The organism is Nonomuraea terrae (assembly GCF_044465245.1).
Classification (GTDB): Bacteria; Actinomycetota; Actinomycetes; order Streptosporangiales; family Streptosporangiaceae; genus Nonomuraea; species Nonomuraea terrae.
The window spans coordinates 959,815-975,898 of sequence record NZ_JBITLL010000004.1 but is presented as its reverse complement, the minus strand read 5'-3'; the positions used below and the strand labels follow the sequence as shown (position 1 = coordinate 975,898).

The following is a 16,084-nucleotide window of genomic DNA, read 5'->3' as shown; positions in this document are numbered from 1 at the left end:
GCAGGTGTGCCAACCGGCGGCGCTTGGCCCTGTTGGCCTTCGTCCTGGGGGGCTTCGGGGGTGAAGACTTGGGGGTCTTTGGCATGCGGATGTCCTACCCACCCTCCAGGCGCTCCCATACTTGAGTGATGCGCCTGACCGAGTTCTGGAGAAGGATGAACGCCCACTTCGGCGAGACGTACGCCGAGTCGTGGGCGCGCGACTTCGTGCTCGCTCCTCTGGGCGGCCGCACGGTCGTGCAGGCGCTGGCCGACGGCGAGAGCGCCAAGACGGTGTGGCGCGCGGTCTGCCAGGTCGAGAACGTCTCGTCCAAGCTGCGCTGATCGGACGGCGCCAGCCGGACGGAGCGCCAGCCGGACGCGGCGCTAGTCGGACGGGGCCAGGTCGAGGACGCGGCGGAGCGTGGCGGCCGTGCGTTCCGGGTCGTCGGCGCTGTCCTGACCGTCCGGAGACCACAGGAACTGCCAGCCGCGGTTCGACGGGGTGGCGAAGATGATCGTCTGGCGGCCCGTGTGCGGGTGCCACACCCACAGCACCGGATCCTCGCCCCCGACCATGCGGCCGACCAGGCCGTGATCGGGCAGCAACTCGGCGAGGGCCTCCAGCCGTACGCGCCGTTCCCCGGTGTAACCGCTCGTCACGTCGCCGCCTCCAACCCTCGCCACTGCAGAGAGTCTCCCCAGCTCATGTCGCGCGAGAACGCGCGCGGCGGCACGGGAACCAGGCGGTCCTGATCAGACGGGGACGAGCTCTCCGGGCAGCGGCTCATTCACGACCCTGGCTCTGATCATGGCCGTGAACAGCTCCGGCTTCTCCCCGTTCCAGCCGTGGCCCACCCCGGGGGCCAGGCACGCCTCGCCGGACGGGAAGCCGGCGGCGATGTCCGAAAGCGAACCCTTGGTCAGATCGTGCTCGTTCTCGCCGGCCACGGCCAGGACGGGACACGGGCAGTCTCCGCTCCGTGCGGGCAGCCGGAAGCCCAGGGCCTCGTCGTTGACCTTCCTGAACGCCTGCCGGGTGGTGGTGCGGGCGGCGTCCTGGTAACCGTCGAGATCCTCCGCCGGTACGTTGAGCGCACGGGCGTTGGCCCGCAGCACCGGGCCCAGCTTCATGACCGGTGCCATCAGCGCGCCGATGAGCCGGAGCCGGCCCGGGTGCGGGAACGGCCGTACGTTCACCCCGCTCACGATCGCGCCGATCACCGTCTCGCAGTGGGCGGCGGCCAGGTGCACGGCCACGTATCCACCCAGGGAGAGCCCCACGACATGCGCCCTTCCGCCTGGCACCAGCGTGGTGATCACCTCGGCGACCAGGCGGGCGGTATCGGACATCGAGCGCCACGGCAGGGCGTTGCTCTTCCCGTGTCCCGGCAGGTCGGGCACCAGGACGCGCAGGTCCGTGGCCAAGGCGTCGACCTGCCTGTTCCACATCCAGCCGGTGGTGCCCACGCCGTGCAGGAGAACGACCGCAGGTGCGTCTTCAGGGCCTGCCTCGTGGACAAAGATCGTCATATCGGCATGCTGACACACCGGCCGGAGGTTCGGCATCGTATGCGCGGACCGCCGCCGTGGCCCATGTCACCGCGCGGGCGGGGACATTCGTGAACGCGGTGCGGTAGCTGCGTGTTCGTGCTGTGATCGAACAGTCGTTCGGCTACGATGGACAGCGTCGGGCCACGTCTTCCCTGACTGCGGCAGAAAATGTCGGTGGCAGGCCATAGCTTTCACTCGACTGATCGGACCACGACCCTCAGGGGGAGTTCCATGGCAATCAACGACCGCGAGAAGGCCCTCGAGACCGCGCTCGCCCAAATCGAGCGGCAGTTCGGCAAGGGCTCTGTCATGAGGCTGGGCGACGACGCCCGAGCTCCCATCGAGGTGATCCCCACGGGGTCGATCTCGCTCGACGTCGCCCTCGGCATCGGCGGGCTCCCGCGCGGGCGCATCGTGGAGATCTACGGCCCCGAGTCCTCGGGTAAGACCACGGTCGCGCTGCACGCGGTGGCCAACGCCCAGCGGGCCGGCGGCATCGCGGCGTTCATCGACGCCGAGCACGCCCTCGACCCCGAATACGCCAAGAAGCTGGGGGTCGACACCGACGCCCTGCTGGTCTCCCAGCCCGACACCGGCGAGCAGGCGCTCGAGATCGCCGACATGCTGATCAGGTCCGGCGCCGTCGACATCATCGTCATCGACTCGGTGGCGGCCCTGGTGCCCAAGGCCGAGATCGAGGGTGAGATGGGCGACAGCCACGTCGGCCTTCAGGCCCGCCTGATGTCCCAGGCCCTGCGCAAGGTCGCCGGCGCCCTCAACAGCACCGGCACCACCGCCATCTTCATCAACCAGCTCCGCGAGAAGATCGGCGTCATGTTCGGCAGCCCCGAGACCACGACCGGTGGTAAGGCGCTGAAGTTCTACGCCTCCGTCCGGCTGGACATCCGCCGCATCGAGACGCTCAAGGACGGCACGGAGGCGGTCGGCAACCGCACCAGGGTCAAGGTCGTCAAGAACAAGATGGCCCCGCCCTTCCGTGTCGCCGACTTCGACATCCTCTACGGGGTGGGCATCTCCCGCGAGGGCGGCCTCATCGACATGGGCGTGGAGCACGGTTTCGTCCGCAAGTCCGGCGCCTGGTACACGTACGAGGGCGAGCAGCTGGGCCAGGGCAAGGAGAACGCCCGCAACTTCCTGAAGAGCCACCCCGACATGGCCAACGAGGTCGAGAAGAAGATCAAGGACAAGCTGGGCGTGGGCCCGCGTCTTGACGCTCCCGCCGAGGCCGCCGCTCCGGCCCCTGCCGCGGCTCCGGCCGCCGCCTCGTCCGGCCGTGGCTCGAAGTCCACCCCGAAGCCGGGTGACGTCTGATCGCCTGACGCATGAGTAACACCGATCGCCCACAGGCGCCCCACCTCCCCGACCGGGGCGCCCGGCTCCCCTCATCGGGCTCATCAGGCGGGCGCGACCTGGCGCGCTCATCCGCCGACGGCTGGCCATCGGTGGACGAGTGGCGCGAACAACGCATCCGCCTGCGCGCAGAGGAACCGTCCACCGCGCCTTACGAGGCGGATGGTCCAGGGCCTGTCTCCGAGGCCGGTGCTTCCGGGCCTATCTCCGAGGCCGGTGATTCAGGATCTGTGTCCGAAGCGGGTAGCCCAGGGCCTGTGTCAGGAGTGGATGATTCAGGGTCTGTCTTCGAGAGGGATGGTTCTAGGCCTGTCTCCGCAGCGGAGGAGCCGAAGGCCGTCTCTGACGTGGAGACGACGCCATCGGCTCCGATCGGGGGTGAGGCGGCCATCGGTTCCGCCGAACGTGCTCCGGACGAGGGCCGCACGGACGCGCGTCCCGGGAGCGAGTGGCACGCCGAGGTCCTGGCCGGGAGCAGTTGGTTCGCGGCCGACCAGAGCGAGCAGGGCATCGATCGGGGCGGCGACGAGACCGAGAGAGCGAGCGGGGGCCGTCGGTCCGGGGGGTCCGGCAGGCGGTCCGGCCGTGCCGGCGGCAAACGGGCCGGGCAGCGTCCACGCGGGCGCGACCGCTCTTCTGGCGAGGACACCGATGCGGGCAGCCCGCCCGGCTGGGCTCCCAGTGGCGACCATCCGCCCGGCTGGGCTTCCGATGGTGATCATTCGACTGGTTGGGCTTCCGGGAGCGATCGTCTGACCGGTTCGGCTCCTGATGGGGATCGCCCGGTGGGCTGGGCCTCCGATGGTGATCGTTCGACTGGTGTCGAGGCCGACTGGGATTCCCGTGGGGGAGCCGGGGGCGAGAGCGATGCTCGCGGGCGGTCCCGAGGGGGAAAGCGGCGCAAGGCCGGGCGTGCAGGCGACCAGGCCGGCGCGGGTGCGGGACATATGGCGGAGGGGCGTACGGGGAAGGGACGGTCCGGCTCTGCAGCCGAGGCCGATCCGGAGGCCGTGGCGCGGAACATCTGCCTGCGACTGCTGACGATGGCGCCCAAGACGCGTGCTCAGCTTGCCGAGGCGCTGCGGAAGAGGGACGTGCCGGAGGAGGCCGCCGAGGCGGTGCTCAGCCGGTTCTCGGAGCTTGGGCTGATCAACGACGAGGCGTTCGCGGCGGCCTGGGTCGACTCCCGGCACCACGGCCGCGGTCTGGCCAAGCGGGCTCTGGCGGCGGAGCTGCGCCATCGTGGTGTCGACAGCGAGACCGTCAGCGAGGCGGTGGAGCGGCTGGACCCCGACCAGGAGGCGGAGACGGCCCGGCGGCTGGTCGAACGTAAGCTCTCCGCCACCCGATCCCTCGACCCGAAGACCCGCACCCGCCGGTTGGCGGGCATGCTTGCCCGCAAGGGCTATCCGTCCGGCCTGGCCTTCCGCGTCATTCGCGAGGCGCTGGAGCAGGAGGGCATCGAGATGGAGGAAGACCTCCCGTAGCAGGTCACCGAACTGCGTGTCGCCCTCGGTCGTGTCCTTGATGTGAAGGAGCCAGTCCGTGAGGTTCGGATGCCAGGAGGTTGGTCTCTGAGGTTCGGATGCCAGGAGGTTGGTCTCTGAAGTTCGGATGCCAGAGGTCGGTCTTGAAGTTCGGATGCCAGAGTGGTCGCTCCGTCGTGGTTCGGGTGCCAAGGAGCCGTCTAGGGGTTCGGATGCCAGGGGGTCGGCCCAGGGGGCTCGGGATCCAGAGGGCTGGTCTCTGAAGTTCGGGTGCCAAGGAGCCGTCTAGGGGTTCGGATGCCAGGGGGTCGGCCCAGGGGGCTCGGGATCCAGAGGGCTGGTCTCTGAAGTTCGGATGTCAAGGAACCGACCATGGGTTCGGATGTCAAGGAACCGTCCATGGTGTTTGGGTGCCGGTGGCCTGTTCGTCGCGTTCGAGAGCGCCGGACGGCTGGCCCCGCCGGTCTGCGCGTGGCTTCCGTCGGCCCGTGCGTGGCTTCGGTGGGACCGGCGTGGCTTCGGTCGGCCCGTGCGTGGCTCTCGCCGGTCGGCGTGTGGCTTGGGCGCGGGATCTCGGTGGGCTGGCGCGGGGGCGTTCCACACGCTGGCGTGGCGGCCTGCGCGCTGAGGGCGACGACGTCGTTTGAGGCCGTCTGTACCCGTTGGCGGCGGGCTGGGCGACCCCTTGGTCCTGCTATGCGAGGTCCTGGTTTGAGGGATATCTGATTTTGGAATCGCTGGGAGCGGCGGATGTGGGTTGGTGGCGGGTTCCGTGGCTTTGTTGAGTTTGGAGCCGAGGGTCGGATGGGCCGGGAATATGTGCGGGATCCTCGGTGGGAACGGGGGTTTGGGGTCCCCTGTGGGCGCGGTGTTGTGTGGGTTTTGGCTGTACGGCTGGGCGCTTCGGGGGCGAGCGGGGGATATCGGGCGGAATGGGGAGAGTCAACCCCGTAAGACACGCTTGATGACGCGTTTGCTTGCTCGTGACCTGTTCGACGCATAACCTCGACGGCAGTGAGGAGTTACTCCGCGCAGTGCGGATTGCCATACCGGTGAACGACGGACGAACAAGCTTGGTTGGTCGAGGCAGGCGAGGCTTCGGATTTCGAGGCCGACGCCCGGTCGGCCTTTGCTTGACATCGATCCCGGCGATGACGCCGACCGGGCTGTCCGCGGCGCGTCTGTGACCCCTCCCGTTTTGTGGCCGCGTTATGAGGTGTTGACGACGCGAGGAGGGCGGGGCGCACATGGGGCCGCTGGTCGTGGTGCTGATGGTGGCGGTGCTCGTGCTCGCGTTCGGGATGGTCGCTGCGCTTCTCGTCGTCGTACGACGCACTTCGGGCGGCCTGCCCCGCGCCGCCAAGCCGAGCCCTGAGCAGTTGCAGGCCGTACAGGGCGAGCTTGAGCAGGCGCGTGAGGAGGCGCAGGAGATCCGCGCCAAGGCGGAGACCGACGCGGAGGAGATCCTGCGCAGGTCGGAGGCGGCGGCCGAGAGCGCCACGCAGATGCGGCGTGAGGTCGAGGAGGAGAGCCGCATCCTCAAGTCCGAGCTCAAGGAGCTCCGTGTCGACCTCGAACGTCGCGAGGCTCGCCTGGCCGAGCGCGAGCAGCGGCTGGATGAGGAGGCGAGGCGGCAGGCCGAGCGCGACAGGAAGCTGGCCGAGACCGAGATCGAGCTGGCGGGCCGCCGCGAGGAGCTGCTGCAGGCCGAGGAGGAACGCCGGGCCGTCCTCGAACGGGTCGCCGGGCTCACCGCCGAGCAGGCCAAGGCCGAGCTGGTCAAGGAGATCCAGAACCAGGCCAAGCGTGAGGCCGCGCTGATCGTCCGGGAGATCGAGGGCGACGCCCGCAAGGAGGGCGAGAAGCGGGCCACGAAGATCGTGACTCTGGCCGTGCAGCGGCTGGCGGCCGAGCAGACGGCCGAGTCCGTGGTCAGCGTGCTCCACCTGCCGGGCGACGAGATGAAGGGCCGCATCATCGGGCGTGAGGGGCGCAACATCCGCGCGTTCGAGTCCACGACGGGGGTGAACCTCATCATCGACGACACCCCCGAAGCGGTGCTGCTGTCCTGTTTCGACCCGGTCCGGCGGGAGACGGCGCGGCTCACGCTGGAGAAGCTGGTGCTCGACGGCCGCATCCACCCGCAGCGCATCGAGGAGGCCCACGACCGCAGCCGCCAGGAGGTGCAGGACCTGTGCGCGCGGGCCGGCGAGGACGCCCTCGTCGAGCTGGGCATCACCGACATGCACCCGGAGCTGACGCTGCTTCTCGGGCAGCTGCGCTACCGCACCTCCTACGGGCAGAACGTGCTCAAGCACCTCATCGAGTCCGCCCACATCGCCGGCATCATGGCCGCCGAGCTGAGGCTGAACTCGACGCTGCTCAAGCGCTGTGCCCTGCTCCACGACATCGGCAAGGCGCTCACGCACGAGGTCGAGGGCAGTCACGCCCTGATCGGCGCGGAGATCGCCCGCCGCTACGGCGAGGAGGAAGACGTGGTGCACGCCATCGAGGCTCACCACAACGAGGTCGAGGTCCGCACGGTCGAGGCGGTCCTCACGCAGGCCGCCGACGCGATCAGCGGCAGCCGTCCGGGGGCGCGGCGGGAGTCTCTGGAGGCGTACGTCAAGCGGCTGGAGCGGCTGGAGCAGATCGCGCAGTCGTACGAGGGCGTGGAGAAGGTGTTCGCCATGCAGGCCGGGCGGGAGATCCGCGTCATGGTCAAGCCTGACGCGATCGACGACATCCAGGCCCAGGTGATCGCCCGTGACGTGGCCAAGCAGGTGGAGGAGGAGCTCACCTATCCGGGACAGATCCGGATCACGGTGGTGCGGGAGTCGCGGGCGACCGAGTTCGCCCGGTAGTCACCAGGTGAGCTCGGGGCTCTCGAAGCCGCCGCCGAAGGCGGTCGCGGTGCGGAGCTTCCAGCGTTGCCGGGCGACGTACGGGATGCCGCGCGGCGCGGTGACCTCGTACCAGCCGCAGACCTCCATTTCGCCCTCGTAGGCGAAACGCATGTCGTGGCAGCGCAGCGGGCTGGTGACCGTACGGTTCGCCTGGGAGTCGTACAGCTCGATCGACAGGTCGACGGACGTGCCGACCTTGCCCTTGGCGCGGGCCTGGATGTAGGCGCGCTCGCCGACGATCTTCAGGCAGGGGCTCATCGTCAAGCCGTCCTTGGGCGGTGACCAGGTCCGGCAGCCTACGCGTTCGGGCGCCGAAGGCGGGCTCGGCTTGAGGGTGACCGCGGGGGTGGGGGTCTTCTTCTCTGTGGTGGGTTCGGGGGTGGGGCTCTTCTTCTGAGGGGCGGAGGTGGACGTACGAGGCTTGGGGGTGGTCTTCGGGGCGACCTGTGTGGTCTTGACCGACCGGTGGCCGGGCGGCGCGTTCTCTTCCCGCCCGGACGGTTTCAGCTCTTCCCGGTCGGCCGGTTCCAGGTCGGACGGTGACGTTGAGGGCTCCGTCGGGGTCGGTGGGAGTGCGGACTGGGCCGGTGCGGTCGTCTCCGGCGCGAGCGCCGCGGTCTGGGCCTGCTCCCGGTACGGCGTGGGCTCCGGCTGCCCCGGTGACACGATGAACACGGCGACGGCGGCCGCCGCCGCCGCACTGGCGCCGCCTGCCAGCCACGCTCCCCGCTTGCGCGCCGTACGGGTGACGGCGGGCGAGGTGGCCTCGCCCCAGCCGGGCGCGGCCGGAACGGGGTACGGCCCCGAGCCGCCGCGAGGCGGAACCGGCGCGGCCCCGTGCGCGCCCGGCGGCTGCGGTACGCCCTGCCCGGAGTGGGGGACGGCCGCCGCCTGAGGACCACCGGGTGAGGATGCCTCACTCCTAGGCGGCGCGGGGGCCATCTGCGAGGGCGTCGGGCCGTGCGGCGGGTTTGTCTGCCCGAGGACCGGGAGGTGCGGCGAAGCGGGGTTGGCCTGCGGATGCGTCGGGACGTGCGGCGAAGTCGGGTCGGCCTGTCTGGGTGTCGAGGGGTATGGCGAGGCGGGGTTGGCGGACGCGGGCGTCGAGACGTGCGGCGACGCCGAGTCGGCCTGCCCCAGCGTCGGGACGTGCGGCGCGGTCGGGGAGCCGTGCGTGTGGGCGGGGAGGTGCGGTGAGGTCGCGGCGGTCTGCGTGTGCGGCGGGATGCTGGTACCCGGACCGGGGTCGGGGTACCAGCCGGGGGTCGTGGAGCTCTCAGGCGCCGCTCCGGCGTGCGTAGGGAAACCCGGGTGCGAGGAGCCCGGGGCGCGGTGGGGCGAGCTCTGAGGGGACTGAGGGGAGGCGCTGGCGGCCTGGCCAGGCTGGAACGGGAAAGCGCCGGCTCGGTCGTCCTGAAGCGGTAAGGGGCCGGCGTCGGGCTGCGGGGCGAAGGTGCTGGAGTCGGCCTGAGGCGGAAAGGTGGTGGCGTCAGGTCGCGGCACAGAGGCGGCGGCGTCGGGCTGGGGCGGGAGGGTGCTCGCTTGGTCGGCCTGAGGCGGGAAGGTGGTGGCGTCAGGTCGCGGCACAGAGGGGCCGGCGTCGGGGTGAGGCGGGAAGGTCGTGGTGCCTGGGTGAGGTGAGGACGTGCCGGTGTCGGGCTGGGGCAGGGAGGTCGGGGTGTTGGGGAGCGGGATGGCGGTGGCGGAGAGTGGTTCGTCGCGGGAGACCGGCGGCAGGGGAAGCTGGGGCTCCGTGCGGGCGGCCGCGTGGAGGACGGGGGTGAGCTGGTCGAGCGGCGGCCGGGCGGCAGGCTCCTTGGCGGTGCAGGCGTCGATCACGCCCCAGAGAGTGTCGGACATGCCCTCCAGCCGCCGCGGCGCCATGTGCAGCGCCGAGTGCAGCGCGCTCAGCCCGTGGCCGCCCGCGAACGGCGGACGCCCGGCCAGCAGCTCGTACAGCAGCATGCCGAGCGCGTAGACGTCGGCCGCCGGTGAGGGACGCTCGCCGCGCAACACCTCGGGCGCCAGGAAGACGGGCGTGCCCGCCACGGAGCCGGTGGTGCTGGCGGTGGAGCTGTGCAGGATGCGGGAGACACCGAAGTCGGTCAGCCGCAGCGCCCCGGTGGCCTGGTCGACCAGCACGTTGGCGGGCTTGACGTCGCAGTGGACGACGCCCCGCTCGTGGGCGTGGGCGAGCGCCTCGGCCAGCGAGGCGGTCATCGTGGCGGCCGTGGCCGCGGGGAGCGTGCCGGAGCGGCGTACGAGGGCGCTCAGGTCGCCGCCGGTCACCAGGTCCATGACGATCGCGATGCGGTCGCCTTCGAGGACGAAGTCGCGGATGGACACGATGCCCGGATGGCGTAACCGGATCAGAACCGTGCGTTCGCGGACGAACCTGGTGACGGTGTCGGGCTCGCGCGTCAGCCGGGGATGCAGGAGCTTGGCCGCCACCTGTTCCCCGGTGCGGCGGTCGAGCGCACGCCACACGGTGCCCATGGCGCCCTCGCCGAGGATCTCGACGAGGCGGTAGGAGCTGCCGAGGGAATCGTCCATAGCGGCGATCATGCTAGCAGGCTGTGACCGATCCGCTCAGAAGATCTGCTGGTAGAAGGCAAGCTCGGCGGCGAGCGCCGCGGCCCGCGTCTCCGTGCGGCGAAAGCCGTGCGACTCGCCCTCGAAGGCGAGGTACGTGCACGGGACGCCACGCTCGGACAGCGCATCGGCGAAGGCCTCCGACTGCTCCGGCGGCACCACGGGATCGTCGAGCCCCTGGAGGAGCAGCATGGGGCAGGTCACGCCGTCGACCAGCGCGAGTGGCTCGCGGGCGGCGTACACCTGAGGGTCCTCCGGGCCCACCAGCCACTCCACGTAACGCGACTCGAAGTCGTGGGTGTGGGCGACCAGCGGGGCGAGCGCGCTGATGCCGTAGTAGGAGACGCCGCCGGCGAACACGTCGGAGCGGCAGCAGGCCGCCATGACCGTCCAGCCGCCCGCGCTGCCCCCGCGTACGGCGATCCGCCCGGCGTCGGCCAGGCCCTCCGCGGCGAGCCAGCGGGCGGCGGCGACGACGTCGTCGACGTCGGCCAGGCCCCACCGGCCCCTGAGCCGCTCGCGGTAGGCGCGGCCGTAGCCGGTGGAGCCGCCGTAGTTGACGTCGAGCACGCCGATGCCGCGCGAGGTGAGGAACGCCTTCTCCAGGTCGAGCGCGGAGTCGGCCTGAGCGGTCGGCCCGCCGTGCACGAAGATCACGTATGGGGGCGTGTCGCCCTCGGTGGCCGGGGCGTACGGCGGATGGAGGAAGGCGTGCACCTCGCGCTCGCCCGGCACGCGCACGGCGCGGGGGACCGGCAGGTACTCGGGGTCGGGCAGTGAGGTGAGGTCGCTCCCGAGCGTGAGATGGCGCCCGGTGGCCGTGTCGGCCCGCACCACCGAGCGCGGGGTCGTGGCGGCGTACGCGACGCCGACCACGGACGTGCCCTCGGCGGCCAGCGCGGCGTCCCAACCGGCGTAGGGCAGGTCGAGGTCGGTCAGCGCCCCGGACTCGGGGTCGAGCACGCCCAGCCGCAGGTCTCCGCGCCCGTGCAGCACCGCGAGCCGCCCGTCGGCCAGCACGGTGTACGGCATCCCGCCCAGCCGCCACGGCGGCAGCGTGAACTCCTCCTCGGACGGGTGCACGGCCCGCGCGTCGTCGCCGTGGAGACCGATCTCGTAGAGGTTCCACCAGCCGGTGGAGTCGGAGATCAGGTAGAGGCGGGCATCGTCCTTCCACGCCGGGGCCAGCACCGACTCGGCCGGGCCGCCCTTCACCGTCCAGGAGCGGCCGTCGGCCAGGGAGGTGACGCGCAGCTCGGTGCCGTCCCAGGGCATGCGGGGGTGGTTCCAGCAGATGTAGGCGAGGTGCCGCCCGTCGGGGGAGACGGCGGGGGAGGCGAAGAAGTCACAGCCGTTGGCGCGTTCGCGGATCTCGCCGCCGTCGAGCGGGACGGACACGATCGCGCGGCTCACCTTGCCGTCGCCGCTGTGGCGCTCGCGGACGCACCACACCTGGCCGTCGTGCGCCAGCAGGTCGGCGTAGCGGGCGCCTTCGGGGGTGAGCGGGCGCGGGTCGCCGTCGCCGTCCAGGATGTACAGCCGCTGGTCCGGCAGGTTGGCGAAGACGACCTTGCCCGCGGGGGTCACGGTGTAGGGGCGCCCGCCGTACTCGTGGACCCGGGTGCGGGCGGACCACGGGGCCGGCAGTAACTCGGTGCGGGTGCCGTCGGGAGCCCGGCACACGATGGTGGTGCGCCCGCTCTCGTCGGGACGGTCCTCGGTCCACCACACCCGGCCGTCGCGGGCGATGGGCCAGGCGGGGCGCGTGCCGGAACTCGCCACGTCTCTGGTCGAAATGGGGGAGGGCCAGAAAGGCATACCCGCATCCTGCCGGAAGATCTGCGCGAACGCAGGAGGCTCCGCGCGGTTCAGCCGCAGTGCCGGGGGCGAGGCGGTGAGGCGGGCAGCTTGAGCCCCGTCCCGCCGAACCACTTGCGCAGCAGGGAGGTCGCCGTGCCGTCCTGCCACATCCGGGCGATCGCCCGGTTCACGGCCTCGCAGGTGGCGACGTCGCCCTCCTTGATGCCGACGCCGTAGCTCTCGTCCGAGATGGGGTCGTTCAGCAGCCGGAACTTGCCGGGTTGCTGCTCGGCGTACCCGGCCAGGACCAGGTCGTCGGTGCTGACCGCGTCGAGCTGTCCGGCGGCGAGCTTGCGTACGCAGTCGGAGTAGTTCGCCGCGGGCACCAGGACGGCGGGCAGGTCCAGCCGCCCGTCTGGCGGCGGGTCCACGATCCGGCGGTAGGAGTTGGACCCCTCGGCGAGGCAGATCCGCTTGCCGCGCAGGTCGGTCGTCTTCCTGATGCTGGGGTCGGTGGCCCGCACCATCGTGTCCTGCCGGGCGATCACGTACGGCCCGGCGAACGTCACCCTGGCCGAGCGGGCCGGCGTGATGCTGTAGGAGGCGACGACCAGGTCGACGGTGCCGTTCTGGAGCAGCGCCTCTCGGGACGACGACGGCGAGTCCCGCCAGGTGATCCGGACGTCGTCGCCGCCGGCGAGCTGCCTGACGATGTAGCGGGCCACGTCGACGTCGAAGCCCTGAGGCTCGCCGGCGCCCGTGCGCAGGCCGACGCCCGGCTGGTCCGCCTTGGTGCCGACGACGGCCGTGCCGGTGTTCTTGATCTTGTCGACGACGGTCGTGTACGAACCGCCGCCTCCGCACGCCGTCAGGGCCAGCACCATGACGAGCCCCGCGTGCGCCGCCCCCCGCATGCTTCCCGGACCTCCTCGCAAGGAGGCTACCTGCGGAGGGGCGCTCCCGGACCTGCGGCAAAGCAGACCTGGGGCTTTCTTGGCCGTCCCTGGGAGGCGGCGGGCGCGCGGGCCCGCCGCCCCGCCGTCACTCCATGCCGCGGCCGGCCGCGACCCCGCCGCCCTGCGGCCCGGTGCCCGCCCCGGCACCGATGGCGGGCTGGCCGGGGGGCTCGATCGGCGCCGCCGAGGTCTTGCGGCTGCGCCGGCTACGCCGTTCCAGCCACGTGGCGAGGAAGCTCAGCGCCATGTTGAGCGCCACGTAGATGACGCCGATGACGATGGCCGCCGGGATCAGCGAGCCGAAGAAGCGCGCCGGCAGGATCTTGAAGCCGGTGTTGAGCAGGTCGACGTAGGCGATGATGTAGCCGAGCGCGGTGTCCTTCAGCAGCACCACGAGCTGGCTGACGATCGCCGGCATCATCGCCGTGACGGCCTGCGGCAGCAGCACCAGCCGCATCACCTGGTTCTTGCGCATGCCGATCGCGTACGCGGCCTCCGACTGGCCCTTGGCCACGGACAGCACGCCGGCCCGGACGACCTCGGCCAGCACCGAGCCGTTGTAGAGCATCAGGCCGACGACGACCGCCATGAACGTGTAGTCGCCGGGCCCCGCCACGGCAGGCGCCAGGTAGAAGATGAAGAAGATCAGCAGCAGCAGCGGGATGGCCCGGAAGACCTCGACCACCACGCCCGCCGGGACGCGGATCCAGCGGTGGTCGGACAACCGCGCCAGGCCGAAGACCGCGCCGAAGACCAGGGCGAGCACCGAGGCGACCGCGGCGGCCCGCAACGTGCCGAGCAGGCCGGGGAAGATGTAGAACTCCCACGTCTCCCACTCGAGGAACGGCTGCCAGATCTCGGCCCGCCACTGGCCCTTGGCGTCGAAGCCGCTGTAGATGCCGTACAGGGCGGCGCCGACCAGGATGACGCTGGCCACCGTGAGGAGCGCGTTGCGCGCCCGCGCCCGCGGCCCGGGAACGTCGAACAGGACAGAAGTGCTCATCGGGCCACCGCCAGGCGCCGGGCCAGCCGGCCGGTGAACCAGCCGACGGGCAGGGTCACGGCCATGAAGGCGACCACGATGCCGAGGAAGATCGGGATCGAGGCGCCGACCTGGTCAAAGGACTCCTTCATGTTGGCCGCCGACTCGGCGGCGAACCCGCCCGCCACCGCGACGGTGGTGTTCTTGATCATGGCGATCATCACGCTGCCCAGCGGCGCGACGACCGCGCGGAAAGCCTGGGGGAGGATGATCATCCGGAGTGACTGCATGAACGTCAGCCCGATCGCCCGGGCCGCCTCCGCCTGCCCGAGCGGCACGGTGTTGATGCCCGAACGCAGCGCCTCGCAGACGAACGCCGCCGTGTAGGCCGACAGGCCCATCGCGACGATCCAGAACGAGTTGATCCTGGGCTCGGCGGAGAAGACCAGCCCGAGCTGGTCGCTGAGCCCGAGCGCGGAGAAGGCGAGCACCAGGGTCAGCGGGGTGTTGCGGATCACGTTGACGTAGAAGGTGCCGGCCACCCGCAGGACGGGGGTGGGGGAAACTCTCATCGCCACCAGGATGGTGCCGAGAATCAGGGAGGTGATCGCGCCCACGATGGAGAGCTTGATGTTCTCCAGGAACCCCAGGGCGAGGTCGGGCGCGTACCTAATCAGATCTTCCATCGTGCTCCACCACATAGGGCGGCGGCGGCCGGGTCGCCGGCCGCCGCCTCATGTGTGATCAGGCGCAGCCCTCGGGCGTCGGCGCGGTGTCGGACAGCTTCAGGCCCTGGATGCCGCCGAACCACTTGTCCAGCAGCGTCTTCATGGTGCCGTTGTCCCACAGCGCCTTCACCGCGGTGTTGACGGCCTCGCAGGTCTTGGTGTCGCCCTTCTTCACGCCGACGCCGTACTTCTCGTCGGTGAAGCCCTGCCCGAGGACCTTGAAGTTGCCGCCGGACTGCTGCGCCTGCTTGGCGAAGCCCGCCAGGATCAGGTCGTCGGTGGTCACCGCGTCGAGGTTGCTGCCGGAGAGCTTCTGCACGCACTCGGAGTAGTTGGCTGCGTCGACGGTGGTCGCGTCGAGGTCGAGCTCGCCGTCCGGGGGCGGGTCGGTGATGCGGCGGTAGGAGTTGGAGCCGGCCGCCTTGCAGATCCGCTTGCCCTCGAGGTCCTGCGGGGTGTTGATGGTGGTGTCGTCACCGCGGACCATCACGTCCTGGTGCGCGACGACGTACGGGCCGCCGAAGGTCACCTTGGTCTTGCGCTCCTCGGTGATGGAGTACGTGGCGAAGATGATGTCAACGGTGCCGTTCTGGAGGAACGGCTCACGGTTGGAGGAGGCCGACTCCTTCCACTCCACCGCCACGTCCTTGCCGCCGTTCATCTGCTTCAGCACGGCCTTGGCCACGTCGACGTCGAAGCCCTCGGGCTCGGCGCCCATCTTCAGGCCGAGGCTCGGCTGGTCCCATTTGGTGCCGACCACGATCGTCCCGCCGGCCGCGATCTTGTCCGCGACCGTGGCGTAGGTCTGTTCGCCGCCGCCACAGGCGGACAGGCCGGCGGCCAGGGCCGCCACCGAGAGCAGTGCTCCCGCTCGACGCATGTGCATGTGTACCTGCCTCAATCTTCAGTGCGTGAGGATCTTCGAAAGGAAGTCACGCGCTCGGTCGGTCTGCGCGTTGGTGAAGAACTCGTCGGGGGTGTTCTCCTCCGCGATCTGGCCGTCGGCCATGAACACGACGCGGTGGGCGGCCCGCCGGGCGAAGCCCATCTCGTGCGTGACGACCACCATGGTCATCCCGTCACGCGCCAGCCCGATCATGACGTCGAGCACCTCCTGCACCATCTCGGGGTCGAGTGCGGAGGTGGGCTCGTCGAACAAGATCATTTTCGGGTCCATGGCCAGCGCCCTGGCGATCGCGACGCGCTGCTGCTGGCCGCCGGAGAGCTGGGCCGGATATTTGTCGGCCTGCGATGCGATGCCCACCCGTTCGAGCAGCTCCATCGCCCGCTTGTCGGCGGCGTCCCTCGCGATGCCGCGCACCTTGGTGGGGCCGAGGGTGACGTTCTCCCGGATGGTCTTGTGCGCGAACAGATTGAACGACTGGAAGACCATCCCGACTTCGGACCGAAGTCTGGCCAGCCCCTTGCCCTCGGCGGGCAGGACGTTGCCGTCGAAGACGATCCTCCCGCCGTCGATCGTCTCCAGCCGGTTGATCGTGCGGCAGAGCGTGGACTTCCCGCCGCCGGACGGGCCGATGACGACCAGAACCTCGCCACGAGAGACGGTCAAGTTGATGTCCTTCAGGACATGGAGCGACCCGAAGTGCTTGTTGACGTTCTCCAACTGCACGAGTGGAGTGGCGTCTCCGTTCTCCGTCATGGAACGAAACGGTAGAGGGCGTTAGAGCGCTGGTCACTAACCGAGCGGTACCGATCCGATCACATCATGC

Annotated in this window: 13 protein-coding genes; 4 read left to right on the top strand and 9 right to left on the bottom strand. The window is 70.5% G+C overall.

The window, feature by feature from the left end:
- Nucleotides 1-128 precede the first annotated feature (128 nt).
- Entirely contained in the window at nt 129-323 is a 195-nt protein-coding gene (locus ACIBP6_RS22790) for a DUF3046 domain-containing protein (protein ID WP_397055063.1), read from the top strand.
- A 42-nt stretch (nt 324-365) separates the two neighbouring features.
- Here the strand turns inward: ACIBP6_RS22790 and ACIBP6_RS22785 are convergent, their stop codons facing one another.
- Nucleotides 366-665 (bottom strand): hypothetical protein, encoded by a 300-nt coding sequence (locus tag ACIBP6_RS22785; RefSeq protein WP_397055061.1) that lies wholly within the window; start codon nt 663-665, stop codon nt 366-368.
- Nucleotides 666-734: 69 nt separating this feature from the next.
- Nucleotides 735-1,511: an alpha/beta fold hydrolase gene (locus ACIBP6_RS22780; RefSeq protein WP_397055059.1), complete on the bottom strand. Its 777-nt coding sequence runs from the start codon at nt 1,509-1,511 to the stop codon at nt 735-737.
- A 252-nt stretch (nt 1,512-1,763) separates the two neighbouring features.
- Here ACIBP6_RS22780 and recA point away from each other — a divergent pair, with 252 nt between their 5' ends.
- From recA to rny, 3 genes are all read left to right on the top strand, one after another.
- Entirely contained in the window at nt 1,764-2,864 is a 1,101-nt protein-coding gene (recA, locus tag ACIBP6_RS22775; RefSeq protein WP_132616325.1) for a recombinase RecA, read from the top strand.
- Between the two features lie 11 nt (nt 2,865-2,875).
- Nucleotides 2,876-4,390: a recombination regulator RecX gene (recX, locus tag ACIBP6_RS22770; RefSeq protein ID WP_397055056.1), complete on the top strand. Its 1,515-nt coding sequence runs from the start codon at nt 2,876-2,878 to the stop codon at nt 4,388-4,390.
- 1,247 nt (nt 4,391-5,637) lie between these two features.
- Nucleotides 5,638-7,254 carry a ribonuclease Y gene (gene rny / locus ACIBP6_RS22765; RefSeq protein WP_397055055.1) on the top strand — a complete coding sequence of 539 codons (1,617 nt, stop codon included), beginning with the start codon at nt 5,638-5,640 and terminating at the stop codon, nt 7,252-7,254.
- Here rny and ACIBP6_RS22760 read toward each other — a convergent pair whose 3' ends face one another.
- The 7 genes from ACIBP6_RS22760 to ACIBP6_RS22730 all read right to left on the bottom strand — a co-directional run bounded on the left by ACIBP6_RS22760 (nt 7,255) and on the right by ACIBP6_RS22730 (nt 16,014).
- Entirely contained in the window at nt 7,255-9,849 is a 2,595-nt protein-coding gene (locus ACIBP6_RS22760) for a serine/threonine-protein kinase (protein WP_397055053.1), read from the bottom strand.
- A gap of 36 nt (nt 9,850-9,885) precedes the next feature.
- Nucleotides 9,886-11,706, bottom strand: coding sequence for a S9 family peptidase (locus ACIBP6_RS22755; protein ID WP_397055051.1), 1,821 nt, complete (start codon nt 11,704-11,706; stop codon nt 9,886-9,888).
- 50 nt (nt 11,707-11,756) lie between these two features.
- Nucleotides 11,757-12,602 carry a glutamate ABC transporter substrate-binding protein gene (locus ACIBP6_RS22750; protein ID WP_397055049.1) on the bottom strand — a complete coding sequence of 282 codons (846 nt, stop codon included), beginning with the start codon at nt 12,600-12,602 and terminating at the stop codon, nt 11,757-11,759.
- Nucleotides 12,603-12,729: 127 nt separating this feature from the next.
- Complete coding sequence (locus ACIBP6_RS22745; RefSeq protein ID WP_397055047.1) at nt 12,730-13,647, bottom strand: amino acid ABC transporter permease; 918 nt, start codon at nt 13,645-13,647, stop codon at nt 12,730-12,732.
- A complete protein-coding gene (locus tag ACIBP6_RS22740; RefSeq protein WP_132622713.1) occupies nt 13,644-14,312 on the bottom strand; it encodes an amino acid ABC transporter permease in 669 nt (222 codons plus the stop codon). The genes ACIBP6_RS22745 and ACIBP6_RS22740 overlap by 4 nt, the downstream gene beginning before the upstream one ends.
- 58 nt (nt 14,313-14,370) lie before the next feature.
- Entirely contained in the window at nt 14,371-15,240 is an 870-nt protein-coding gene (locus ACIBP6_RS22735) for a glutamate ABC transporter substrate-binding protein (RefSeq protein WP_397055044.1), read from the bottom strand.
- An 18-nt stretch (nt 15,241-15,258) separates the two neighbouring features.
- The gene (locus tag ACIBP6_RS22730; RefSeq protein WP_397055043.1) at nt 15,259-16,014 is read right to left on the bottom strand and encodes an amino acid ABC transporter ATP-binding protein; all 756 of its coding nucleotides are present in this window, start codon (nt 16,012-16,014) and stop codon (nt 15,259-15,261) included.
- Nucleotides 16,015-16,084 lie beyond the last annotated feature (70 nt).